Origin of the sequence: Oceanobacillus manasiensis (genome assembly GCF_000724085.1) — a bacterium.
Classification (GTDB): Bacteria; Bacillota; Bacilli; order Bacillales; family Amphibacillaceae; genus Oceanobacillus_B; species Oceanobacillus_B manasiensis.
In genome coordinates, this window is record NZ_CCDL010000002.1 from 314205 (window position 1) to 336242 (window position 22038).

Consider the following 22038-nt stretch of genomic DNA (forward strand, 5'->3'; position numbering starts at 1 on the left):
ATTGCTTGAAAAATTTCATGATTTGCTGAAACTTTTATTATATTCATTACGTCGTATAGTTATATAGGTTTTACAGAAATCATACATGGAATTCACCTTCTGTTTATAAACTAGAAACGAGGGTATCTATAATTAAGTTATTATTTTAAACGTAGTTTTATCATCAAAGAGGAAACGTTCAGTACCTATGTGTATAGACAACTCAATTTTATATCCACATATTCTAATGAGTTATCTGAACATATTACTTGCTGACGATACAACAATTATAATGAGCCAATAATTAAATAAGTAATAACTTTGAAATAGTTGAAAGGGAAATGCAGGTGGAAATAAAATGACTTTTAATCAAAACAAAATACCTTTGTTTATCATAGCAACAATATTATTTGGTATAAAGACATACATTGTGTACCGCTTTATGTTCAATATTGACCTTGAAAATATCATGCAAGAGATAATTCTTTTTATAAATCCATTTGTTTCAGCTTTTTTAATCTTTGCAATTAGTGTCTGGTTCACCAAAACTTCACGACAAATGAAGTATATTCGCTACACTTCTATACTTGCTACGGTTTTAATCTTTTCAAATATAGTGTTTTATCGTTCGTTTGCAGATTTTATTACTATTCCTCAACTTTTACAAGGAAGCAACGCTGCAGACTTAGGGAAAAGTATCTTTACACTTATGGAGCCTTACGATCTTTTATTATTTGCTGATGTAGCATTTATTTGGTACTTAAGTAAGTATAGAGTGGAGCTTTTTACAGTAGACTTTGCACGAAAAGGGAAAGTCTTCGCCTTAGCATTGTCTCTTGTATTGCTTTCAGGGAATTTTTTACTAGCAGAAATGGAAAGGCCACAGCTATTCACTCGTGCATTTGATCGTGAATACCTTGTTAAAAACATAGGTTTATTTAATTATCATATTTACGATGTAGCTGTTAATACAAAGGCCAGCACGCAAAAAGTTTTCGCGGACGGTAATGAAATTCCTGAAATCAAGGATTATGTAGAGAATAATATAAAATCAAACCAAAAATCCGATATGTTTGGGATAGCAAAGGGTAAAAACGTTATTTTTATTAATGCAGAGTCTATACAAAGTTTTGTAATAAATAATAAAGTTAACGGAGAAGAAATCACCCCATTTCTAAACAGCTTAACAGAAGATGAAGATACGTATTACTTTGAAAATTTCTATCATCAAACAGAGCAGGGGAAAACATCCGATTCGGAATTTTTAGTTGAAAACTCTCTATACCCACTGTCACGCGGAGCTGTTTTCTTTACTCATTCACAGAACGAATATAATGCTTTGCCTAACATAATTGCAAAAGCAGGTTATAATTCAAATGTTTTTCATGCGAATAATAAAACTTTCTGGAATAGAGACCAAATGTATGAAAGTTTAGATATAGATAACTTTTATGGTGAAGAGGCTTTTGAAGTAACAGATGATAACTCTGTGGGCTGGGGGTTAAAGGATAAACCTTTTTTCGAACAATCTATTGATCATTTGCAGTCATTAGAAGAGCCATATTATTCAAAATTTATTACATTGACTAATCATTTTCCGTTTGAGTTACCTGAAGAAGATAAATCAATTGAAGCTTATGATTCTAATTCCACAACACTTAATAACTTTTTTCCGACAGTGCGGTATATGGACGAATCAATTGAACAGTTTTTTAATCAATTAAAAGCTGCAGGATTATATGAAGAGTCGATAATTATTATAATGGGTGATCACTACGGAATAAGTGCCAACCATAATCGCGCCATGAGCCAGTATCTTGGAAAAGAAGAAATTACACCATTCGATCATGTTCAATTACAACGTGTACCGTTTTATATCCACATTCCTGGTCATGGTAAAGGCGAGGTACGCTCCACAGTCTCAGGGCAGATCGATGTTAAGCCAACCATATTAAGCTTATTAGGTATTGAAAATGAAGATGACATTTACTTCGGAAATGATGTTTTCTCAGAGACTCGAAAAGATTATGTAGCTTTAAGGAACGGGGATTTTATAAGCGATGATTATATATCCACTAGTGGGATGTGTTATGATCGCCAAACAGGAGACCCTGTAAATGAAAGTAGTGATCCTTCACTTGATGTTTCTATGAGCGAAAAAGAGAATGCTTGTACACCCATAATAGAAAAAGTGGATCAAGAGCTAGCATATTCAGATGATCTCATTTACGGTGATCTATTTAGGTTTATCGAGCTCGAGGAATAAATGTGGTGAAATAGCCCTCAGGTTGCTGAAAAGCTCCAGGGCTCTCCCAATTGTTACGCTATATGACTTTTGGAAAGTGTGTATAAGGCATAAAAAAAGCCGAACGATAAAGATCGTTTGGCTTTTTTTATATTTCAGTAATGCTTTAACTCATTTTCGCGATTTCTGTTATGATGGTTGCAATAGAGAAGAAACCGAAAGCAATAGCTGTAATTGCTGAAAATGCTAAAGCAAAAAAGTTTTTGTATTTAAGCTGACGAATAACAGATACAACTGCAAGTAAAGCAACCAATAATAATAATATTGCCAAAACGATATGCATTTTAGTTAACCCCCTTGTTCAGTTCATAAAATTGATAGGTGAATACATTTTATATTATTATGTAACTAAGCCAATATAATATTTATTTTATAGTATTTCGTACCATTTGTCGAGAAATACATGAATCCGAATTAGTAATAGTCACAATTAGGTGGAGGGATAATTTTGAACATAAAAACGTTACCACTAGGACCTATCGGAACGAATTGTTATATCGTATATAAAGAAAAGAAAGCTTTAATTATTGATCCTGGTGGAAGTCCTCAGGAAGTAATTTCGTTCTTGGAAGAGCTAAACCTTCTTCCTGAAGCTATTCTGTTGACGCATGCACATTTCGACCATATTGGAGGAGTAGAAGAATTAAGAGAAAGATACCGATTAGATGTTTATCTGCACTCCGAGGAAAGCAATTGGTTAGAGGATCCTTCCTTAAATGGTTCACTTGGGTTAATGGGTCAAGAGGTAACAACTTATAAGGCAGAACAAAATTTACAAGAAGGGGAAATGGAAATTGCTGGTTTTACCTTTGAAGTCAGGCACACACCAGGACACTCTCCCGGAAGTGTAAGTTTTGTTTTCCATGAATATACCACGGTATTTGGTGGGGATGTTTTATTTAGGCAAGGGATTGGAAGAACAGATTTAATTGGCGGAGACATGAAGGTTTTAGAAAAAAGTATTCGTAACAAGCTTTATGATTTGGATAATGCATATACAGTCTACCCAGGTCATGGGCCAAAAACGACTATAGGATTTGAGAAAAAACAGAATGCTTTTTTCCTTGCTGATTAAAAAAACAGGGCATCTGTCAAGATATTGACTGGATGCCCTGTTTTTTAGTGTCCGAAACCAGGTACTAGTATAAACTCCGAGTACCATGTAAAGCCGATAAAAAATACCGTACAATAAGCCCCGAATAAATACATATACATACGTTCAGATAATTTCAAATAACTTACTGCAAGGAAAAATGCCGTTTGAACCAGGAAAAGAAGAGCTGCTCCATGCATATCACCGACAAAAAACATGACGGTAAAGATGCCAGTCCAAAAGGCAAGCACGCGAAACATACGATCCATGCTTCCCCCTCCTTCTAGGTAACCTTTTCATTGTTATTATAAACGACCTTCTGCAACTTGTAAACGAATCTTGCTAAACAAAAGAAAGATTTGCAAAATAAAGCACTATCAGTACGTAACCGATTCCACTTCCACACTCATACAAAAGCCTTCTTTCTTTAAGTATGCCCAATTTTTCCAAAGATATGGTTGATATAATTTTTAGTCTAATAAACCGTATAACGAGAGTGGATACACAATACTTTTTACTGAATTTGAATCAGTAGTAATGGTGAAAATTACTTGGCATAACTCTTCATTTATTTTTTTAGCATAGACCTCGACATCTCCATGTGGTAGTTCATAAAAGGTATGATCAATAAATATTCTAGAGTTTTCCATCTCATTGATTAGAAGTTCTCTTGAGGCTTGAAAGAGTGTTTCTATTTTAGTTTGTTCCATTAGCATGTTTGTCATCAACATTTGATTTCGATAAACAGATGTTGCATGAAACAGAAGAAGGAAAATAACTGTTATAAACAGTAGCACGGTTGGGAGGATGAATCCTTTTTCATTGGTTGTACCATATAATATTCTTTTCATAAATTTCTCCCTCTCCCAAAATAACAATAATAGTAAATCCATGTTCAGCGGGTGCAAATTGAAGTTTTTTTATATTCCTTAGATAAATTTCATGTCCAGCCCCGTTAACCCTCCGACGAATTAAATTATCATATTTCTCAATTGTGGTAACAAAACCATCTATAAGGTCTAATTTTATTACACTTCCTGATTCCTTCAGTCTATAGCTTGTCGCATTTTTTACATCGTCTTGTAAGAAAGAAAAAAATTGCTGTACGGCAAGCTCTTGTTCATAAGATGGTATTTTAGAAGCTTGTATTAAGGTACTCATAAAAGGAAGACATAGGGCGAGAAAGCTAATAGCTAACAATGAGTTAATTAAAGTGAACCCACTATTTCTTTTCAGGAAGACCGTATAAACAGATTTCTTCTGCTTCTTCTCTAACATTTGTCCATACTACACATCCTTTAATTAATCCATCTTCTTGTTTGAAATGGTATGATGCTTTTACGGTGTTTTCATGGGAATCTTCATATAGGAAGTGAGGAAGGCTTTTACCAGGCCACCAGAGAAAAGACTGTAGCTTATCAAATAGTTGTTCGTCCATATATCTTCTGTCAGCAAGCACTTCGCCTTCGTCCTTCAATAATTGTATAAGAGGTATAAGAGTAATTACTACGCTTAATAGGATTGTTACTGCAATTAGCACTTCAATTAAAGTAAAAGCTTTATTGCTTTTCAAGATAAAATCTTCCTTTGCCAAAGGGAAATACCATTCTATATGTGTTGAGAGATGAGTTGACATAAAGTGTCCTTGGGTTTTTAATATTTCCATTGTTATTGAAGGTGATATTTCGTTCATTTCTTGTATTGATTGTTAATCCTTCTGGATAGATGCGTATAATGCTTGGTTGTTCATCTGATGTAATACGATAGCTTTCTTCATTAAATGTTATTCGATTCATATCAGCTGATAATGTAGAACGTTGCTGGATATACATAACATCAGATTCTAACATGCTAAAAAATTGTATTTCTTCTTGTTCTTTTAAGAGCTTAAATTGTAATGGAAGGGCAAGTGAAATCATGATACCAAGCATGCTTAGTACAACGAGCATTTCAATAAGTGTGAAGCCGTCCGCCTTCATAGTACACCCCTCTCTATATACTAGGTGCTGTAACCTTGCCACCTTCATAGTCTAAAGGACGGTTATTGCTACAAGTTGTTTGTTCAGCAGTAATATAATCACCAACAAGAGTATCTAGCGTTTCTGGATATTCTCTTTCTGTTAGGTAGAAAGCATCAACTTGTGCCTGAACTACCGCTACTAATGCATCACATCCTGTGGAGTCCACTTCCTCACTTTTACCGCTAAGGCTGGGAATAAAGAGCAAAATTAAGACTGAAATAATCATTAAGACGATCAACATTTCAATTAGTGTAAAGCCATGATCATTTTTTAACATAGTAAATCTCCTTATATAGTATATTTAGGCATTTGCCTATTTTCTCTTTCATTTTTAAAGTCCGAGCCAGTTTAACACGTTCCTTTTTTACTACAGGCGGAAGCTTTCCGTGGGGCATTGTTTTAGCCCTCACAAAGAACCTGCTCTGTGTGGGCTCAAGTCTCATGCTATTCCCACAGGAGTCGCTTCCTATTGTTTGTTTTAGGTAATTTCTATAGACATATCACCGCAGGTCTTTATATGGTTTTAATTAACTCATACATTGGCCACATAATCGATATATAAATAAAAATAATGAACCCTGCTAATACAAGGAAGAAGACTGGTTGTATAAATGTTATAATTTTTAAGGCTTTCTGTTTCATATCCTCCATCAATATCTCAGTAAACATATCCAGGTCTTGGACTAAGTGCTCTGTACTCGTGTCTTGGTTAAATAATAAAGAAAGTTTTTTATCAAACAGAGGTAAAGTAGAGAGTATGGAAGAGATGGAATAACCCTTAGATAATTCATCTTTTATAAACGAAGCATAATAAGAAATAACGCGTTGCTTTTTAAGTTTTGACATTTGGTTTACAACTTCAAGATAGGAGATACCGGTTTTTAGAAGACTACTAAAATGTGCGGCAAAGGTCATCGACGTCTGTACCCTGCAATAACCTCGATAAAAAGGAATAGTTTGTGAAATCCTAAGTAGTGAGCGGGTGGTTATTTTTCTTGAGTAAATTGGCCATAAAAATATAATGAGCATGCTAATCGCACCTATCGCGAATAGAAGATAGACTATATAGTCTACAAGAAGCATGAATAGGATGAGGGTAGATGAAGCAGTACCTGACTGGAAAAGGTTAGTAAATGAAGGGAGTACGATTTGTTTCATTAGGAATAGAAGTATACAAAAAATGAATAGTAGTAAGAGGGGATATCTTGTTATTTGTTTAAGTTTTTTAAAATAAAAGATTCTATCTCTAAAGGAATCAGCAGCTTTTTTAATGCTTACCTCTAAATTTCCAGTTGTCCTGCTCAAGTATAGGTGGTTGACTATATGCGGGTGGAAATTGGCCTTTTCAAAAGCCTCATCAATTGTCGCGCCGGCTGCTAATGCTGGTATGATCGTATTAGCTAATGGTACAAATTTACCTTCCCATTTGGTTCGTTCGAGTGCGGGCATAAGGGCATACCCTATTGACAATAGTCGGCTTAAACGAGATAGAAATGCTACCTGCGTTTCATGGGCGGGCTTGTAATTCTTTATAAACAGTTTCTGATATATAACCATAAGCAAATGCCTTCTTTCTTAAATGCTCGAAGGAATGAAGTTGTGCCAACATGTTTCTGCTCCTTTTACGAATTGAAATTTCTAACTGTTCGCCTTCAAGTAACTCCATTATAGCCCCACGACGCATAGTAGTTTCGTTTATTTGCAAAGGGAGTAATTCAAGTGAAGCTACCGCAAGGAGTGACTGCTCCAGGTCATTTTGCTTAAGACCCATTTCGAGTAGTCTGTGAATAGTTCCTGTTGTATTTTTTGCGTGAAGGGTACTAAACACTAAATGTCCAGTCAGGGAGGCATCAAAGGCAAACTTAGCAGTAAAGTCATCACGGATTTCGCCAACCATTATTATATCAGGATCATGTCTTAATGCTGCTTTTAATCCAGCTTGATACGTCACACCAGCTTTTTCATTTACTTGGACTTGCAGCATGTTATCCATTTTTCTTTCAATTGGATCTTCTAAAGTAATGGTTTGATAAGACTTTTCATTAAGAATAGCCTGAAGTAAAGCGTATAACGTGGTGGTCTTTCCACTTCCTGTCGGGCCAGTAAATAGTATAATGCCGGCACGATTTGCAACCCATTGTTTCAACTTCTTAAGCTGATATGGAAAGATAAAAAGCTGATCGAGTGTCAACTGATTCTTCTCTGAAAGGAGTCGTATTGCCAAGCTTTCGTGCTCTTTCACAGGAAGTGTGGAGAGCCGTAAGGATATTAATTTATCTTTTGTTTGATGGGTAAGTGTTCCATTTTGTGGTTTTCTTATTTCTCCAATATCCATGCCAGAGGCAAATTTGTAATAAGATAGTAAGGAACGATAGGTTGAAGGAGGAAGGGAAGTATAGAAGACACGTTTACCTTGAATTCGAAAATAAATGTCTGTACCTGATTCATATGGAGAGAAGTGAATGTCTGTGGCTAACTGGCGAAAAGCTTCGTTGAAGAGTTTTTCGGATAGTGGGGCGGTATAATTCAAAAATTCTCACCTCCTATAATTTATTGCGCCATATACAGAAGATTCGACATGGATTTTTAGTTTCCTTCTTTTAATTTAAAAATTCTCAAGAATAATTATAGATTCATTTGGAAAAGCTAAGTAAAACAAGGTTTGGGAGGTGTATGACATGTCAGGCAATGATTATCTTAAATTTGTGACAGAGCAGGTAGTAGCCTATATAGACTTGCCTCCAGAGGAAAGAAAGAAAAGAAAAAAACAGGAAAAGACACCCAACCAACTATACAGCTCGCGCTGGCTCGGTGTATTACCTTTTGCATTAAAAACCTTTATGCGTAAATAAAGAAATAAAAGTTAAACAACGTACCTAGGTGCCTGGCAGACAAGGATGACAATCCTTGTCTGCTGTTTTTTATAATTTGGTTAAATAGAACATTCCACCATTAATCACTTCATAAGATATGACAGGTCGATATCTCTCTTCAATCTCCGCAATTTCTTTTTCCATTGTTTCTGTTTCAATATCGGTTTGTTCAACATAAAAGTGTTTTAGCGTGTCGATATCTTCTTTCATTGCTAAAAGGGAAGCTTGTGCCCACTCATGAGTTTGGTTTTCAATATAGTTGTCTATTACTGCCTCCATTCGTTTAAAACCACTGTTCAGGCGAATTATTGGTGATATTGTATAACAATAGTCAGAAATAGTTTGCTGTAGAGAGATGGTTCGAAGTGTATCCATCATTTCTGCTCTCATTTCACCTGTCACCATTTGTAAACCTAGAGAGAAGATTTCTTCTTTTTTCTGCTTGCCCTTATAGCTTATTTTTATATTGACGACAAGCCAAGGATACATAGGGGTGTTAACTTGTGTATTGACACGCTGAAAGAGCTTTGTGTACTTCTCGTTTTGCTTTAAGTTACGAAGGATTTGTTGCAGGCGAGGGCTGCCAAAATGAATCCATTCACCCTGTTCTTCTCGTTTGTCAGGGTTTGTTATAAATGTAAGTTGTTTTGGCTCACCCTCACGGCCCATCTTTTTAATATAATGCCAATAAAATGGTCTGTTCATTAATGCTCGGTCCATTTCTTCAGTTAGCTGAACCTGCAGGATGCCATTCTTATTACTGAGCAACTGACAGTGATGGGCTCGGAAATAACCAGCGAGAAATTCATTTAAGTTTTCAATTGCCATATTGTTCCTCCTCAGATTCAGCATGGAAAGTGTTCTTTAAGACATGTGAAAGGTTATCAAGCTTAATTTTTGCTTCCCCCATTGACTCTGATTCGGAATATATTGTTGCAATTTCTTTTTCCATGTTGGTTATTTCGAGTTCAGCTAATATATTATCAAGGTGTCCGATAACCTTCTCAAATAGTTCTATTTTTTCATAAAGTAATGTCATAATATGTTCTTCAATTGTTTCTCTAATGGCAAAATTATATATGTGTACGTCATTTTCTTGTCCGTACCGATGGATTCTACCAATTCGTTGCTCTAATCGCATTGGATTCCATGGTAAGTCATAATTAATCATATAGTTACAAAATTGTAGGTTAATTCCTTCTCCTCCTGCTTCAGTTGCGATTAGCACTTGAGCATGATTTTCAAACAATTGGCGCATCCAATCTTTTTTTCCGCGTTTGAAGCCACCGCGAAATGGGACAGAAGAGATATCATGCTGTTGTAAATACCATTGCAAATACAATTGGCTAGCACGATACTCTGTAAACACAATTACTTTTTCGTCTCCAATATCTTTTATCAACTCAACCAGCTTCTCAGCTTTCTTATGGTGCGGGAGTGCTTCAATTTTACTGTTGATGGTTTGAAGTATTTCATTGGGATTATTTATATCATGAATTTTTGCCAAAGAAAGGTAGCATGCCTCTCTTGAGGAACAGAACTCTCTTAAATAGGTTATTTTTGCGAAAGAGCTTTTGTGAATACTATTCTCCAGTAACTGGTATACTTCTTTCTCAGGTTCAGAGAATTCTAGCCAGACTGTTTCGATATTCCGTTTTGTATTTTTAATGGTAGTTTCCGCCCTTGTGTTCCTAACCATTACCTTTTGCACTAATTGCTTAAGAAATAGATCGTCTTTCATCTTTGTTCTATCTTTGCCAAATTTAGTGAGAAAGTCATCATAATTTCCAAGATGTCCTGGTTTAAGAATAGAGACGAGGTTAAATATTTCTACAAGCTTGTTTTGTACTGGTGTAGCGGTTAGTAGTAAGCAATATTTCTTTTTTAAAGAGCGGACGAACTCGTAGTTTTTTGTTTTGTGGTTCTTTAGCTTATGTGCTTCATCTATTAGAATTAAATCGTAATCAATATCAAGTATTTTCTCTCTGTGTGGAGAGCGCTTTGCTGTGTCCATTGATGAAATTAAAATGTCGTATTCTTCCCACGCATAGTTTCTCCGATGGCCTATAGCGGGTATGTAAAACTTTTCATTTAATTCTCTTTCCCATTGGTTAACAAGGGAAGCGGGAACTAAGATTAAAATCTTTTTAACTAATCCTCTAATCATATACTCTTTCATGACTAACCCAGCTTCTATCGTCTTTCCAAGTCCTACCTCATCTGCTAGAATGGCCCGCCCATTCATCTGTTCAATAACCTGTTGAGCTGTTGAAACCTGATGATCCATAAAATTCACATGCGGTAAGAAATCGAGCGATCGAAGACCATGGAATTCAGGTGTCATCGATGTTAATTCTGCTTCGTATGCCATCGAAAATAATTCCCAAGAAGACAAAGCTTCTCCTTTTTCTAGCTCTGCTTGTAATTGACCGATATAGTTAGAATCCTTTTGGATTGATATTTCATTCATAAGATACTTCCTTTATAAATAGTTTTATTAAGAGTTTCTTCATAATTTCTACTTTATAAAACATTTCTATGCTATAATGAATTTGAAATTAGAGCATTCCCTGTAATAAGTAGTACATAGTATATCCAACTTCAACTATTTCATAAAAGCGAATGATTACATGGGGAGAGATTATCGTTCCGTTTCGCAGATCAATTTGGAACGATAACGCCGAAGGAGCAAGCAATCATGCGAATCTCTCAGGCAAAAAGACTCTTGTAGGACGCACCTCTGGAGAGAGTTTACATAAGTAAACCACCCACGAAGCAAGTAGCTGTATGTACATAATAGGGACAGCTATGCAACTTTCTGGTCTAAGGACAGAGATTTCATTGATTACCAGTGGAATCTCTGTCTTTTTTTGTAAGCTTGGAATTAATGCAATATCCAAGTTTACGAAAAGAATTCATCTTCTCTAGAGATGAACTAATCTAAATTTTCGATTAAAAGTGATGAAAAGGAGTGAAGTTAATGACTGATTTACAGCGCACCCCATTGTATTCCGAGTATAAAAAAAGCGGGGCAAAAACAATTGATTTTGGTGGGTGGGACCTTCCAGTTCAATTCTCAAGCATTAAACAGGAACATGAAGTTACAAGGACGAAAGCAGGGCTGTTTGATGTATCGCACATGGGCGAAATACACGTAACAGGGCCAAAAAGTAAAGAATACCTCCAGGGGATCACTACAAATGATGTTACAAAACTTGTTCCAAATCGAGCGCAGTATACACTTATGTGCTACTCAGACGGTGGAACAGTAGATGATTTTATTATTTATATGCTTGCAGAAAATGATTATCTACTCGTTGTAAATGCTGCAAACACGAATAAAGATTATGAATGGTTAGTAGAAAATAACACCTACTCAACAAAAGAGGTTTCGATCAACAATGTATCCGATGATTATGCACAACTAGCCTTACAGGGACCATTGGCAGAAAGAATTTTACAGCAACTGACGGACACTGATTTAGGCGCAATAAAATTCTTCCGATTCGCACAGGACGTTAAGATTGGCAACATACCAGAGTCTGCCCTTGTTTCAAGAACAGGGTATACAGGGGAAGATGGATTTGAGATTTATATTGATAAAGATTATGCATCCGATTTGTGGAATCTCTTATTAGAAAAAGGGGCAAACCAAGGACTTGAACCAATTGGTCTTGGAGCAAGGGACACCTTGCGTTTTGAAGCAAATCTAGCACTCTATGGGCAAGAGCTATCCACAACCATTTCCCCGATCGAAGCTGGCTTAACATTTGCTGTGAAAGTGGATAAGGGAGACTTTATTGGTCGTGAAGTTTTAAAGAAACAGGTAGAAGAGGGACCTGATCGTAAACTTGTCGGTATTGAAATGATAGACAAGGGCATTCCGAGACATGGTTACAAAGTTCTCTATGAAGGAGAAGAAGTCGGGTTTGTGACATCAGGTACACAATCTCCAACACTGAAAAAAAACATTGGCCTGGCACTAGTCAAACGAGAATTAGCTCAATTAGACCAACAGTTGACTGTTCAAGTAAGAAACAGAGAATTAGACAGTGTTGTAATCAAAACACCTTTTTATAGAAGAGAGAAATAGGGAGGGACCGAGATGGAATTTAGATATTTACCGATGACAGAATCAGACAAACAGGAAATGTTGACGACAATTGGTGTGGACTCTACGGAGGAATTATTTGCTGATATACCAGAACAAATTCGTTTTAGAGGAAATTTAAACTTAAAAAAGCCAGCAAATGAAGCACAATTAAAGAAGGAACTTGCCGATATGGCAAATAAAAATGTAAATCTTAAAACACATGCTTCTTTTTTGGGAGCTGGTGTTTATGATCATTATATTCCTTCTGTTGTAGATCATGTAATTTCACGGTCCGAATTTTATACAGCTTATACACCCTACCAGCCAGAAATTTCCCAAGGTGAACTACAGGCAATTTTTGAATTTCAAACCATGATATCCGAATTAACGGGATTACCTGTAGCCAATTCGTCTATGTATGATGGCGGAACATCACTAGCCGAAGCGGTTAATTTGAGTGCAGCTCATACAAAACGGAAAAAAATTCTCGTTTCCAAAGCAGTACATCCAGAATCACGCGCTGTTATCGAAACATATGCAAGAGGGCCAGAACTGGAAATTGTGGAGATTGACTGTGAGAATGGTTATACGAACTTACAGCAATTAGCAGAAGCAATTGATGAACATACTGCAAGTGTCGTGGTACAATATCCAAATTTCTTTGGTCAAATAGAACCATTGGAAAAAATTAATGAGCTGGTAAAGAGTCAAACCAAAACAATGCTTATTACTTCAAGCAACCCGCTTTCACTTGGCTATTTGACACCACCAGGGGAGTTCGGCGCTGATATTGTGGTAGGTGATACGCAGGTCTTTGGTATACCCGCACAATTCGGTGGGCCACATTGCGGATACTTTGCGACCACGAATAAACTAATGCGAAAAGTACCTGGACGTTTAGTAGGCCAAACTGTTGATGAGGACGGTGTACGTGGGTTTGTTTTAACTTTACAGGCAAGAGAGCAGCACATTAGAAGAGATAAAGCGACGTCGAATATCTGCTCCAACCAGGCATTAAACGCACTTGCAAGCTCTGTTGCCATGAGCTCGATTGGAAAACACGGCTTACGGAAAATGGCTGTTTTAAATATGAAAAAAGCTCGGTATATGAAACAGAGGTTGAAAGAGGCAGGATTGCGAGTTGTACACGAAGGAACGTTTTTTAATGAATTGGTCGTGGATCTTGGGTCCAACGTGAGTGAAATTAATAAACAGCTTTTAAATAAAGGGTTTATTGGTGGATACGATTTGGGACAAAATTATCCTGAACTTAAAAATCATATGTTGATTGCTGTTACAGAGAGCCGTACAAAAGAGGAGATAGACATCTTTGTGAAGGAATTGGGGGATTTGCATGAATAACAAGGATTTTCCGTTAATGTTTGAACGTAGTAAGGAAGGACGTACAAGCTATAGTTTACCTGAATTAGATATCCCGGATTTTGATCTCGATACTGAGATAGAAAGTAATTATATCCGAACTACTCCAGCAGATTTACCTGAAGTAAGTGAATTGGACATTATGCGCCATTATACAGGGTTATCAAATCGTAATTACGGTGTGGATTCAGGCTTTTACCCACTAGGTTCTTGTACTATGAAATACAATCCAAAAATGAATGAAGATGTAGCACGGTTTGATGGGTTTAGTCATATCCACCCATATCAGGAAACAGAAAGTGTTCAAGGTGCAATGGAAATGATGTATGACCTGCAGTCTTCTCTTAAGGAAATTACAGGGATGCATGAAGTTTCTTTGCAATCAGCAGCTGGAGCTCACGGTGAGTGGACGGCCCTCATGATGATCCGTGCTTTCCATGAAGCAAATGGGGACATGAATCGGACAAATGTTATTGTGCCAGACTCAGCTCATGGTACAAATCCTGCATCTGCAACAGTAGCCGGGTTTAAGGCTATAACAGTAAAAACCAACGAAAATGGACTAGTTGATTTAGATGACTTAAAACGTGTTGTGGATGAAAAAACAGCTGCACTTATGCTGACAAATCCAAATACGCTTGGGTTATTTGAAACGGAGATAATAGAAATGGCTGAGATCATTCATGAGGCAGGTGGGAAATTGTACTATGATGGTGCAAATCTTAATGCCATAATGGGATATGCCAGACCTGGGGATATGGGATTTGATGCAGTCCATTTAAACCTTCATAAAACATTTACAGGCCCTCATGGCGGAGGTGGTCCTGGATCTGGACCAGTAGGTGTATCGGAGGAACTTGCTGCGTATTTGCCAAAACCTCTACTTACCAAAAAAGAAGAAAAATATGTATTTGATTACGACCGTCCTTCTTCTATTGGAAGAGTAAAGCCTTACTATGGCAATTTTGGAATCAACCTTCGTGCTTACACGTATATTCGAACAATGGGTGCTGAAGGACTTAAGAAAGCAAGTGAATATGCAGTGCTTAACGCAAATTATATGATGAGAAAGTTGCAGAAAGAATATGATTTGCCATATGACCAGCATTGCAAGCATGAATTTGTATTATCCGGGAAGCGACAAAAGAAGCTAGGTGTTCGAACACTCGACATAGCTAAAAGACTGCTTGATTATGGCTACCATCCACCAACCATTTACTTTCCACTTAACGTAGAAGAAGCAATGATGGTCGAGCCTACAGAAACGGAATCAAAAGAGACATTAGATGCATTTATAGATTCTATGTTAGCTATTGCCAAAGAGGTAGAGGATAATCCAGAAATAGTTCAGGAAGCCCCGCATAATACAATTGTGAATCGAATGGATGAAACACTTGCGGCAAGGAAACCAGTTTTAAGGTATCAAAAGTAGAAAAATTTTCTGTGGGAACAAATAAAAATCCTGAGGGCATTTGCACCTCAGGATTTTTTTATTTGGATTTAATTTTACCTGTCCATTTCTTGAATCCGCCTTTTAGCTGATAAATATCTGTATAGCCTTTTTTATTTAGAAGTTGAGCCGCACGAGCTGATCGTGACCCGCTTTGGCAGTATAGATATACAGGCTTGTCAGGCCTCATCTCGACTAAACGTTGTTTCATTTGTGTCAGTGGTATATTTCGTGAGCCAAGGATATGACCCTTGTCAAATTCCTGTGGTTCCCTGACATCGATTAATTGTGCTTTACGATATCCTTCTCTGAACTGCTGCTCTGTAAGTACCTTTAAGTAGTTCTTCTGTCTAAAGTAGCGAAAAACGCCAACAACTAATAAAGCAACAATAGCGATAATTATAAATTCCATGCTAGTTTTCCCCCGTCTGTCCTTTTACTTCCTCTCTATTATATGCGCAATAGATATTTTTTTCAAAGTATTTTCGTTGGTTTGAAACCAGAGGAGAGTGTACCCATATTTACCACCTACTTGTATAACACTATTATTTCATGTATCATTTAATAGAAACAGTTTTGCATTAGATAAAAAAAGATTCTTGAAATGAGGAATGCACATGCCTACACCAAGTATGGAAGATTATATAGAGCAAATATACAACTTAATGGAATCGAAAGGGTATGCGAGAGTTTCCGATATCGCTGAGGCATTAGCAGTACATCCATCATCCGTAACTAAAATGGTACAAAAGCTTGATAAAGATGATTATTTAAATTACGAAAAGTATAGGGGATTCGTCCTCACAGCCAAAGGAAAAAAAATTGGTGAAAGACTTGTTTTCCGTCACGAATTACTCGAAGATTTCCTCGAAATTATTGGAGTCGAAAAAGAAAATATTTACGAAGACGTAGAAGGAATTGAGCATCATCTTAGTTGGAATTCCATAGACCGAATAGGAGACCTTGTAAACTATTTTAAACTAGATAGCAAACGGGTTAGTCAATTAAGAGAAATTCAAAAGCAGTCTGATAAGTAAAAACCTTTGAAGAGTGAAAAACAGACTAATATGAAAGTAAATGCTGGATAATTGCATGAATTCTAATAGTTTCTGCCGCCTTGGAAGCTATAGTCTGAATGAATATCCAGTATTTTTATGTCCTTGCTTTAGACTGCTTTGTGATATTTAAAATTAAGCGAGAATCTAATGCGCAATTAAAGGATCTTAAAATTATAGTTCTATTATGCTGTCCTAATGCTTAAAAATGTATTAATAATAGTGTCAGGCATAAAGGGGAGGCGCAATGAAGATTGATTGTGTATTTTCAGGTGGTGGGGTGAAGGCCTATGCTTTTCTTGGCTCTTTAGAGGTGATGGAAAGAAAAGAACTCAAGCTTGAGCGAGTAGCTGGAACTTCAGCAGGAGCTATAATTGCTTCACTATTGGCAGCAGGATATAATACGAATGAAATTCGTCTAAAGTTAGATGAACTTGATCTGAAAAAGTTTTTGGACCCTCCATTGTTAACTAAATGGTTACCATTTAGCAAATGGTTCTTCCTTTATTTCCAGCTCGGTATCAACAAAGGGGATAAACTAGAAAACTGGTTATATGATCAACTTGCTGAAAAAAATGTCTATACATTTAATGACCTGCCGAAAGATTATTTAAAAGTAGTGGTAAGTGATTTAACTCTAGGCAAGCTTGTTGTCCTGCCAGATGATTTGGAAAGGGTTTATGGTCTTGATCCGCTTCTTTTTCCTGTTGCCAAAGCGATTCGTATGAGTGCAGGGTTTCCTTATTTCTTTATGCCTAAAAAGCTCCCAGGGAAGCGTAATACAAAAAGTATAATAGTGGATGGTGGGCTACTGAGCAATTTTCCGCTTTGGATTTTTGACAAACACCGAGAAAAGCAGGAAAGACCTATCCTCGGTGTTAAGTTAAGTGAATCTGTAGAAAAGATCGAACCCCGAAAAATACGTAATGCCCTAGATATGTTTCAGGCACTATTTTCTACAATGAAAATGGCGCATGACACACGGTATATATCCAAGTCACAAGAAAGAAATATTATATTTATTCCGGTCGAGGGAATCGAAACAATGAACCTATCTATTAGTGAAGAAACAAAGGAAAAACTTATTATTAAAGGCAGAAATAGTGCAGAACTATTCTTGCAAAATTGGCCTAATTAAAAATGACCCTTACTTTAAAAAGTAGCGCGGTCATTTTTTTTCTGCTTATTTCCTTCAATTACCCTTAGATGGGAAGCGCGTTTTGAAACTTTTTTTCTAGTTGGCGCCCCAACTGTTCTTGTTACTTTAGCGTTTGTTTGATTTACAGACCGGCTATCATTATATTTTGCTTTAGATTGCTTTACTGCCTGCTTATATTTTTTCATGTCATCAGTCGAAGTCCGTTTACGCAAAAATAGAAAATAAATAACACCGAAAAAAACAATTCCCATCCCGATCATGACAAATAGGTTAGTAATAAATCCACTCGTATTTGTCAGAAGTTGAGATACTAGACCTATTGCTGCTAACCCAATAATGAGATAAATAAATATGGAGATTTTATTACGTAGCATTATCTTTCCTCCATTCTAATTTGAATTTCTTATATACCATTTAATGTCTTCTATATACTGATCAATTCTATATGTTCTTATTATTGCCTATAACACTAAAAATATTCAACTTTAGTAGAATGATTTCTTTTCTTTTCTTTTATTTTACTTGATTTCAGACCTAAAAACCAGTTCCGTAGAAAGAAAACATCTGACTATTTTGGATTGCAATATTGCATATTGGTCATAATATTACACGAGGTGATCAAATGAGCGATAACAAACAATTAGATCAAAATAAAAGAGAAGAGCCATTAACTTTACTTAGTCGATCAGCAATAACCGGTTTTGTAGGTGGTGTTTTCTGGGGGCTATTGGCTACACTTTTAGCTTACTTTAATTTTACAGAGGTTGCTCCCAAGGCCTATGTTTTACGGTCGTGGACCACGGCATCTTGGACGAATGGATGGCTTGGAACTGTCATCACTATTCTTATTCTAGGTGGTATTTCTATACTGGTAGCATTTATCTATTACCTTTTCATGAGAAAAATAAACACCATGTGGATGGGGGTTGCTTATGGTGCTATTTTATGGGGGATCGTATTCTTTGTACTGGAGCCAATTTTTACTAATATTAAACCTATTCGGGAGTTAAATCAAGAAACGATCGTAACGACTATTTGTCTTTATGTTTTATACGGAACATTTATTGGGTATTCCTTATCATATGATTACCATGATAAAGTCATGAAAGCGAAGAATGAGAAAAACATGCAAGCATAACAAGCTAAAATAGACATGAAAAAACGTAAATACTTATTAATTGTAATGGTTTATGATAAACTGAAATCATCCGTCATTTTATGTATAAGAATGAAAAAAGAGAAGGGGATGATGTTTAGTGGAAAAACTAACTAAATTACGTGAACTATTAGAAAAAAATAAGTTAGATGCAATACTTATTACTAGTTCTATTAACAGGCGTTATGTTTCTGGTTTTACAGGTACTGCCGGGGTAGCACTTATCAGTAAAGAGCATGCACGCTTTATAACAGATTTTCGTTATACAGCCCAAGCCACTGAGCAAGCTACAGGTTTTCAAATTGTAGAGCATAAACAGCTAATTGAACTTGAAATAAGAGATCAATTAAAGGATATGGGAATCAAACATCTTGGCTTTGAAAAGGATCATGTCACCTTCGCCCAATATGAAAATTATAATAAAGTATTTGAAGTTGAAATGAAGCCTGTAAGCGGTCTTGTAGAAGAAATGAGACTTATTAAAACAGCTGATGAACTAGCTATCATGAAAAAAGCTGCTAAGATTGCGGATGATGCTTTTGTACATATTCAGTCATTTATAAAGCCTGGTGTTAAAGAAATTGATGTCTCAAATGAACTGGAATTTTTCATGAGAAAACAAGGAGCCGTTTCATCAAGTTTTGATATAATCGTAGCCTCTGGACTGCGTTCCGCTCTACCACATGGTGTGGCATCGCAAAAAGTAATAAATTCCGGTGAATTAGTAACACTTGATTTTGGTGCATGGTATGAAGGGTATTGTTCAGATATCACGCGTACTTTTGCAGTAGGGCAAATTAGTGATGAACTTACTAACATTTATAATACAGTCTTAGAAGCACAACTTCTTGGCGTAGAGGGAATAAAACCAGGCATTACTGGCAAAGAAGCAGATGCTTTAACTAGGGATTATATTACTGAAAAAGGATATGGAGAATATTTTGGCCACTCAACTGGACATGGACTTGGACTAGAGGTACATGAAGGTCCGGGATTATCTTTTAGAAGTGATAGCAAGCTTGAAGCAGGTATGGTGGTAACGGTCGAACCAGGAATTTACGTTCCAGAAGTTGGTGGCTGTAGAATTGAAGATGATATTATTGTAACAGAGACGGGTAATGAACGCCTCACACATTCACCAAAAGAACTAATACACTTATAAGCCTAGCAATTGATGAGGAGGAAGAAGTAATATGATTTCAGTAAATGATTTTAAAACAGGACTGACAATTGAGGTAGATAATGATATATGGCAGGTTTTAGAGTTCCAACATGTTAAGCCAGGAAAGGGTGCAGCTTTTGTAAGGTCTAAGTTACGTAATCTGCGGAATGGAAATATTCAAGAAAAAACATTTCGTGGTGGAGAAAAAGTAAGCAAAGCACATATTGAAAATAGAAAGATGCAATACCTTTATGCTTCTGGTGATTCCCATGCGTTTATGGATTCGAATTCTTATGAACAAATTGAGCTTACAACAGATCAAATCCAACATGAATTGAAGTTTATTAAAGAAAACATGGAAGTTCACATTATTACTTATGATGGCGAAATATTGGGTGTAGACCTTCCAAACAATGTGGAATTAGAAGTTATTGAGACAGAGCCAGGAATAAAAGGAGATACAGCAAGTGGTGGGTCTAAACCAGCAAAACTAGAAACAGGCCACTCTGTGCAAGTTCCATTTTTTATCAATCAAGGAGACGTGCTTATCATCAATACTTCTGATGGGAAGTATGTTTCAAGAGCATAATCTTTTATGAAATCGATAATCTAATAGAGGCTGTACCAATTAAATTTGGTACAGCCTCTTCTTTTGTTGTCTAATTATACATTCTAAGGTGAACAAACTTTGAAAGTCATAAACGACTAACTTTATCATACATTTAGTAATAAGTTATTAAGCAAAGTGAGGATCTTTTATGGAAGAAATAATCCGATTGTTTCCAAATGGTTTGCAAGCATCCATTCAAAAAAAGATTGCTGGTAGGTGGAATGAGTTACAGGAGATACGTTGTCGATTGAACAGACCAATAGAGATCATCTTAAATTCAGCAAACGAATGGTGTACAGCGATAACACTGACTAAACAGGACTTTACCTATATGGTAAATCAACTTAGTGAATTTTCATTATATCGAATGGAAGATGAACTCCGTGAAGGTTATATAACGATTGAGGGAGGTCACAGAATAGGCATTGCCGGGAAGGTTAACACCATACAGGGAATAGTTAAGGCAATACAGTATATTACATTTCTAAATATTCGTGTAGCAAAAGAAAAAGTTGGTTGTGCAGATAAACTTATGTCTTACATTTTTCAGGGTGATTACCTTAATACGTTATTTGTTGGGGCACCTCAAACCGGCAAAACGACCCTTCTTCGAGACACAGCCAGGCAAATTGCTACAGGATGGAAGCAAATCACAGCTAAAAAGGTCGGTATTGTTGATGAACGTTCTGAGATCGCTGGCTCTATAAAAGGTGTTCCTCAACATAATGTAGGTAATAGAACTGATGTCATGGATGCTTGCCCAAAAGCAGAAGGCATGATGATGATGATACGATCCATGTCACCAGAAGTCCTGGTTGTAGATGAAATTGGTAGCCAAAAAGATGTACAAGCATTGCTTGAAGCGATAAATGCCGGCGTTATTATTATTAGCACTATTCATGGAAATAGTCTTGAGGAATTAAGAAAACGACCATCTTTATATCAACTTTTTGACCAACATGTTTTTCAACGATTCATTTTATTGGACAGGAAGCTAGATCCCGGACAAATTAATACAGTTTATAACGAGTATGGGGAGATTATTTCTAAGGTAATGGAGGACAGGCCACATGCAATGGATTGGGGCACTTCTTCTCGTCATGACAAGCACATGGGTAGGATTTGATTGGAGTAATAAACTCTCTAATAGACCGAAGCATATCAGGCAAGTAAAGAATGCGCTACAGATTTTGGAGGCAGAGATTTTATATAGCCAACTGCCACTCCATGAGGCATTCTCGGTTATTGCGAGCCAGATACCAAGTCCAACAAGTAAGTTCTTTGATTACTTATATGAAGAGCTACAACACGACAAGAGAGATTTATTCTATGTTTGGGAACAAGCCATAGAAGTACTAACAAAATACTCAAGCATAGGTAGTAATGAGCAAGAAATATTAAAGCAATTTGGAAGAACTTTGGGGCAGCATGATTTTCACCAGCAACAAAAGCATATTCAACTAACACTTAGTCATCTAGAACGAGAATTAGAAGAAGCAAGGGATCACCATTTGAAATACGGCAAGATGGCGAAAAGCCTCGGAGTTTTGTGCGGACTGTTTGTTGTTTTACTTCTTTTATAAGAAATACATGAAGTCCCGAACTGATGAGTCACGTGGGTTTTATACGATATTTTCCAAATAACCAAGGTAAAACATGATCCACCTTTATGGACACGCATTATTAGTGAAAGGAGCCAGTC

Annotated in this window: 26 protein-coding genes and 2 riboswitches; of the genes, 13 read left to right on the plus strand and 13 right to left on the minus strand. The window is 36.5% G+C overall.

All coding sequences use genetic code 11. The features are described from left to right. The first annotated feature begins 337 nt into the window (after positions 1 to 337). The gene (locus tag BN985_RS10735; protein ID WP_042223459.1) at positions 338 to 2245 is read left to right on the plus strand and encodes an LTA synthase family protein; all 1908 of its coding nucleotides are present in this window, start codon (positions 338 to 340) and stop codon (positions 2243 to 2245) included. Between the two features lie 145 nt (positions 2246 to 2390). Here the strand turns inward: BN985_RS10735 and BN985_RS10740 are convergent, their stop codons facing one another. Continuing rightward, complete coding sequence (locus BN985_RS10740) at positions 2391 to 2567, minus strand: DUF2759 family protein (RefSeq protein ID WP_084157526.1); 177 nt, start codon at positions 2565 to 2567, stop codon at positions 2391 to 2393. Between the two features lie 165 nt (positions 2568 to 2732). On the opposite strand from BN985_RS10740, the gene BN985_RS10745 reads away from it, so the two are divergent. Further along, positions 2733 to 3359, plus strand: a complete 627-nt coding sequence (locus tag BN985_RS10745; protein ID WP_042223460.1) for an MBL fold metallo-hydrolase — start codon at positions 2733 to 2735, stop codon at positions 3357 to 3359. A gap of 44 nt (positions 3360 to 3403) precedes the next feature. On the opposite strand, the gene BN985_RS10750 is transcribed toward BN985_RS10745, so the two are convergent. The 8 genes from BN985_RS10750 to comGA all read right to left on the minus strand — a co-directional run bounded on the left by BN985_RS10750 (position 3404) and on the right by comGA (position 7928). Continuing rightward, positions 3404 to 3646, minus strand: a complete 243-nt coding sequence (locus BN985_RS10750) for a DUF2626 domain-containing protein (protein ID WP_042223461.1) — start codon at positions 3644 to 3646, stop codon at positions 3404 to 3406. 201 nt (positions 3647 to 3847) lie between these two features. Next, a complete protein-coding gene (locus BN985_RS10755; RefSeq protein WP_042223462.1) occupies positions 3848 to 4228 on the minus strand; it encodes a hypothetical protein in 381 nt (126 codons plus the stop codon). Next, positions 4197 to 4655: a ComGF family competence protein gene (locus BN985_RS10760; RefSeq protein ID WP_042223463.1), complete on the minus strand. Its 459-nt coding sequence runs from the start codon at positions 4653 to 4655 to the stop codon at positions 4197 to 4199. Before BN985_RS10760 ends, BN985_RS10755 begins: the two co-directional genes overlap by 32 nt. Then, on the minus strand, positions 4600 to 4950 hold the full coding sequence (locus BN985_RS10765; protein WP_042223464.1) for a type II secretion system protein: 351 nt from the start codon (positions 4948 to 4950) through the stop codon (positions 4600 to 4602). The genes BN985_RS10760 and BN985_RS10765 overlap by 56 nt, the downstream gene beginning before the upstream one ends. Then, entirely contained in the window at positions 4937 to 5356 is a 420-nt protein-coding gene (gene comGD, locus BN985_RS10770) for a competence type IV pilus minor pilin ComGD (protein ID WP_042223465.1), read from the minus strand. Before comGD ends, BN985_RS10765 begins: the two co-directional genes overlap by 14 nt. A 13-nt stretch (positions 5357 to 5369) precedes the next feature. After that, on the minus strand, positions 5370 to 5675 hold the full coding sequence (gene comGC / locus BN985_RS10775) for a competence type IV pilus major pilin ComGC (protein ID WP_042223466.1): 306 nt from the start codon (positions 5673 to 5675) through the stop codon (positions 5370 to 5372). Positions 5676 to 5911: 236 nt separating this feature from the next. Further along, complete coding sequence (locus BN985_RS10785; RefSeq protein ID WP_042223468.1) at positions 5912 to 6955, minus strand: type II secretion system F family protein; 1044 nt, start codon at positions 6953 to 6955, stop codon at positions 5912 to 5914. Beyond that, positions 6906 to 7928 carry a competence type IV pilus ATPase ComGA gene (comGA, locus tag BN985_RS10790; RefSeq protein WP_042223469.1) on the minus strand — a complete coding sequence of 341 codons (1023 nt, stop codon included), beginning with the start codon at positions 7926 to 7928 and terminating at the stop codon, positions 6906 to 6908. Before comGA ends, BN985_RS10785 begins: the two co-directional genes overlap by 50 nt. 148 nt (positions 7929 to 8076) lie before the next feature. Here comGA and BN985_RS10795 point away from each other — a divergent pair, with 148 nt between their 5' ends. Continuing rightward, positions 8077 to 8250 carry a YqzE family protein gene (locus BN985_RS10795; RefSeq protein WP_084157529.1) on the plus strand — a complete coding sequence of 58 codons (174 nt, stop codon included), beginning with the start codon at positions 8077 to 8079 and terminating at the stop codon, positions 8248 to 8250. Between the two features lie 69 nt (positions 8251 to 8319). On the opposite strand, the gene BN985_RS10800 is transcribed toward BN985_RS10795, so the two are convergent. Together BN985_RS10800 and BN985_RS10805 are read right to left on the minus strand one after the other, a co-directional pair. After that, positions 8320 to 9099 (minus strand): YqhG family protein, encoded by a 780-nt coding sequence (locus BN985_RS10800; protein WP_042223470.1) that lies wholly within the window; start codon positions 9097 to 9099, stop codon positions 8320 to 8322. Further along, positions 9089 to 10741 carry a DEAD/DEAH box helicase gene (locus tag BN985_RS10805; RefSeq protein WP_052360673.1) on the minus strand — a complete coding sequence of 551 codons (1653 nt, stop codon included), beginning with the start codon at positions 10739 to 10741 and terminating at the stop codon, positions 9089 to 9091. Before BN985_RS10805 ends, BN985_RS10800 begins: the two co-directional genes overlap by 11 nt. Before the next feature lie 152 nt (positions 10742 to 10893). Next, a riboswitch (glycine riboswitch) is annotated at positions 10894 to 11006 on the plus strand. 3 nt (positions 11007 to 11009) lie between these two features. Further along, positions 11010 to 11106, plus strand: a riboswitch (glycine riboswitch). A 145-nt stretch (positions 11107 to 11251) separates the two neighbouring features. On the opposite strand from BN985_RS10805, the gene gcvT reads away from it, so the two are divergent. Genes gcvT through gcvPB form a run of 3 tightly spaced genes read left to right on the plus strand, consistent with a single transcriptional unit; the run spans position 11252 to position 15176 of the window. Then, on the plus strand, positions 11252 to 12364 hold the full coding sequence (gene gcvT / locus BN985_RS10810; protein WP_042223471.1) for a glycine cleavage system aminomethyltransferase GcvT: 1113 nt from the start codon (positions 11252 to 11254) through the stop codon (positions 12362 to 12364). A 12-nt stretch (positions 12365 to 12376) separates the two neighbouring features. Next, positions 12377 to 13726: an aminomethyl-transferring glycine dehydrogenase subunit GcvPA gene (gcvPA, locus tag BN985_RS10815; RefSeq protein ID WP_042223472.1), complete on the plus strand. Its 1350-nt coding sequence runs from the start codon at positions 12377 to 12379 to the stop codon at positions 13724 to 13726. Next, a complete protein-coding gene (gene gcvPB, locus BN985_RS10820; protein ID WP_042223473.1) occupies positions 13719 to 15176 on the plus strand; it encodes an aminomethyl-transferring glycine dehydrogenase subunit GcvPB in 1458 nt (485 codons plus the stop codon). The genes gcvPA and gcvPB overlap by 8 nt, the downstream gene beginning before the upstream one ends. A 58-nt stretch (positions 15177 to 15234) precedes the next feature. Here gcvPB and BN985_RS10825 read toward each other — a convergent pair whose 3' ends face one another. Beyond that, on the minus strand, positions 15235 to 15606 hold the full coding sequence (locus BN985_RS10825; protein ID WP_042223474.1) for a rhodanese-like domain-containing protein: 372 nt from the start codon (positions 15604 to 15606) through the stop codon (positions 15235 to 15237). Positions 15607 to 15811: 205 nt separating this feature from the next. On the opposite strand from BN985_RS10825, the gene mntR reads away from it, so the two are divergent. Beyond that, positions 15812 to 16231: a transcriptional regulator MntR gene (gene mntR / locus BN985_RS10830; protein ID WP_042223475.1), complete on the plus strand. Its 420-nt coding sequence runs from the start codon at positions 15812 to 15814 to the stop codon at positions 16229 to 16231. A gap of 265 nt (positions 16232 to 16496) precedes the next feature. After that, positions 16497 to 17387: a patatin-like phospholipase family protein gene (locus tag BN985_RS10835; RefSeq protein ID WP_042223476.1), complete on the plus strand. Its 891-nt coding sequence runs from the start codon at positions 16497 to 16499 to the stop codon at positions 17385 to 17387. Between the two features lie 14 nt (positions 17388 to 17401). Here BN985_RS10835 and BN985_RS10840 read toward each other — a convergent pair whose 3' ends face one another. After that, positions 17402 to 17782 carry an SA1362 family protein gene (locus BN985_RS10840; protein ID WP_042223477.1) on the minus strand — a complete coding sequence of 127 codons (381 nt, stop codon included), beginning with the start codon at positions 17780 to 17782 and terminating at the stop codon, positions 17402 to 17404. 248 nt (positions 17783 to 18030) lie between these two features. On the opposite strand from BN985_RS10840, the gene BN985_RS10845 reads away from it, so the two are divergent. The 5 genes from BN985_RS10845 (at position 18031) to spoIIIAB (ending at position 21919) form a co-directional block, all read left to right on the plus strand. Continuing rightward, positions 18031 to 18546, plus strand: coding sequence for a YqhR family membrane protein (locus BN985_RS10845; protein ID WP_042223478.1), 516 nt, complete (start codon positions 18031 to 18033; stop codon positions 18544 to 18546). Between the two features lie 118 nt (positions 18547 to 18664). Next, a complete protein-coding gene (locus BN985_RS10850) occupies positions 18665 to 19726 on the plus strand; it encodes a M24 family metallopeptidase (RefSeq protein ID WP_042223479.1) in 1062 nt (353 codons plus the stop codon). Positions 19727 to 19757: 31 nt separating this feature from the next. Beyond that, on the plus strand, positions 19758 to 20315 hold the full coding sequence (efp, locus tag BN985_RS10855) for an elongation factor P (protein ID WP_042223480.1): 558 nt from the start codon (positions 19758 to 19760) through the stop codon (positions 20313 to 20315). 169 nt (positions 20316 to 20484) lie between these two features. Further along, the gene (spoIIIAA, locus tag BN985_RS10860) at positions 20485 to 21462 is read left to right on the plus strand and encodes a stage III sporulation protein AA (RefSeq protein WP_042223481.1); all 978 of its coding nucleotides are present in this window, start codon (positions 20485 to 20487) and stop codon (positions 21460 to 21462) included. After that, entirely contained in the window at positions 21407 to 21919 is a 513-nt protein-coding gene (gene spoIIIAB, locus BN985_RS10865) for a stage III sporulation protein SpoIIIAB (RefSeq protein WP_042223482.1), read from the plus strand. Before spoIIIAA ends, spoIIIAB begins: the two co-directional genes overlap by 56 nt. Positions 21920 to 22038 lie beyond the last annotated feature (119 nt).

What these genes read in the sequence shown, in the direction of transcription:
- BN985_RS10735 (WP_042223459.1), top strand. Translation starts at nt 338, where the DNA reads ATGACTTTTAATCAAAACAAAATACCTTTGTTTATCATAGCAACAATA.
- BN985_RS10740 (WP_084157526.1), bottom strand. Translation starts at nt 2,567, where the DNA reads ATGCATATCGTTTTGGCAATATTATTATTATTGGTTGCTTTACTTGCA.
- BN985_RS10750 (WP_042223461.1), bottom strand. Translation starts at nt 3,646, where the DNA reads ATGGATCGTATGTTTCGCGTGCTTGCCTTTTGGACTGGCATCTTTACC.
- BN985_RS10755 (WP_042223462.1), bottom strand. Translation starts at nt 4,228, where the DNA reads ATGAAAAGAATATTATATGGTACAACCAATGAAAAAGGATTCATCCTC.
- BN985_RS10760 (WP_042223463.1), bottom strand. Translation starts at nt 4,655, where the DNA reads ATGTTAGAGAAGAAGCAGAAGAAATCTGTTTATACGGTCTTCCTGAAA.
- comGD (WP_042223465.1), bottom strand. Translation starts at nt 5,356, where the DNA reads ATGAAGGCGGACGGCTTCACACTTATTGAAATGCTCGTTGTACTAAGC.
- comGC (WP_042223466.1), bottom strand. Translation starts at nt 5,675, where the DNA reads ATGTTAAAAAATGATCATGGCTTTACACTAATTGAAATGTTGATCGTC.
- BN985_RS10785 (WP_042223468.1), bottom strand. Translation starts at nt 6,955, where the DNA reads ATGGTTATATATCAGAAACTGTTTATAAAGAATTACAAGCCCGCCCAT.
- BN985_RS10795 (WP_084157529.1), top strand. Translation starts at nt 8,077, where the DNA reads ATGTCAGGCAATGATTATCTTAAATTTGTGACAGAGCAGGTAGTAGCC.
- BN985_RS10800 (WP_042223470.1), bottom strand. Translation starts at nt 9,099, where the DNA reads ATGGCAATTGAAAACTTAAATGAATTTCTCGCTGGTTATTTCCGAGCC.
- BN985_RS10805 (WP_052360673.1), bottom strand. Translation starts at nt 10,741, where the DNA reads ATGAATGAAATATCAATCCAAAAGGATTCTAACTATATCGGTCAATTA.
- gcvT (WP_042223471.1), top strand. Translation starts at nt 11,252, where the DNA reads ATGACTGATTTACAGCGCACCCCATTGTATTCCGAGTATAAAAAAAGC.
- gcvPA (WP_042223472.1), top strand. Translation starts at nt 12,377, where the DNA reads ATGGAATTTAGATATTTACCGATGACAGAATCAGACAAACAGGAAATG.
- gcvPB (WP_042223473.1), top strand. Translation starts at nt 13,719, where the DNA reads ATGAATAACAAGGATTTTCCGTTAATGTTTGAACGTAGTAAGGAAGGA.
- BN985_RS10825 (WP_042223474.1), bottom strand. Translation starts at nt 15,606, where the DNA reads ATGGAATTTATAATTATCGCTATTGTTGCTTTATTAGTTGTTGGCGTT.
- mntR (WP_042223475.1), top strand. Translation starts at nt 15,812, where the DNA reads ATGCCTACACCAAGTATGGAAGATTATATAGAGCAAATATACAACTTA.
- BN985_RS10835 (WP_042223476.1), top strand. Translation starts at nt 16,497, where the DNA reads ATGAAGATTGATTGTGTATTTTCAGGTGGTGGGGTGAAGGCCTATGCT.
- BN985_RS10840 (WP_042223477.1), bottom strand. Translation starts at nt 17,782, where the DNA reads ATGCTACGTAATAAAATCTCCATATTTATTTATCTCATTATTGGGTTA.
- BN985_RS10845 (WP_042223478.1), top strand. Translation starts at nt 18,031, where the DNA reads ATGAGCGATAACAAACAATTAGATCAAAATAAAAGAGAAGAGCCATTA.
- efp (WP_042223480.1), top strand. Translation starts at nt 19,758, where the DNA reads ATGATTTCAGTAAATGATTTTAAAACAGGACTGACAATTGAGGTAGAT.
- spoIIIAA (WP_042223481.1), top strand. Translation starts at nt 20,485, where the DNA reads ATGGAAGAAATAATCCGATTGTTTCCAAATGGTTTGCAAGCATCCATT.
- spoIIIAB (WP_042223482.1), top strand. Translation starts at nt 21,407, where the DNA reads ATGCAATGGATTGGGGCACTTCTTCTCGTCATGACAAGCACATGGGTA.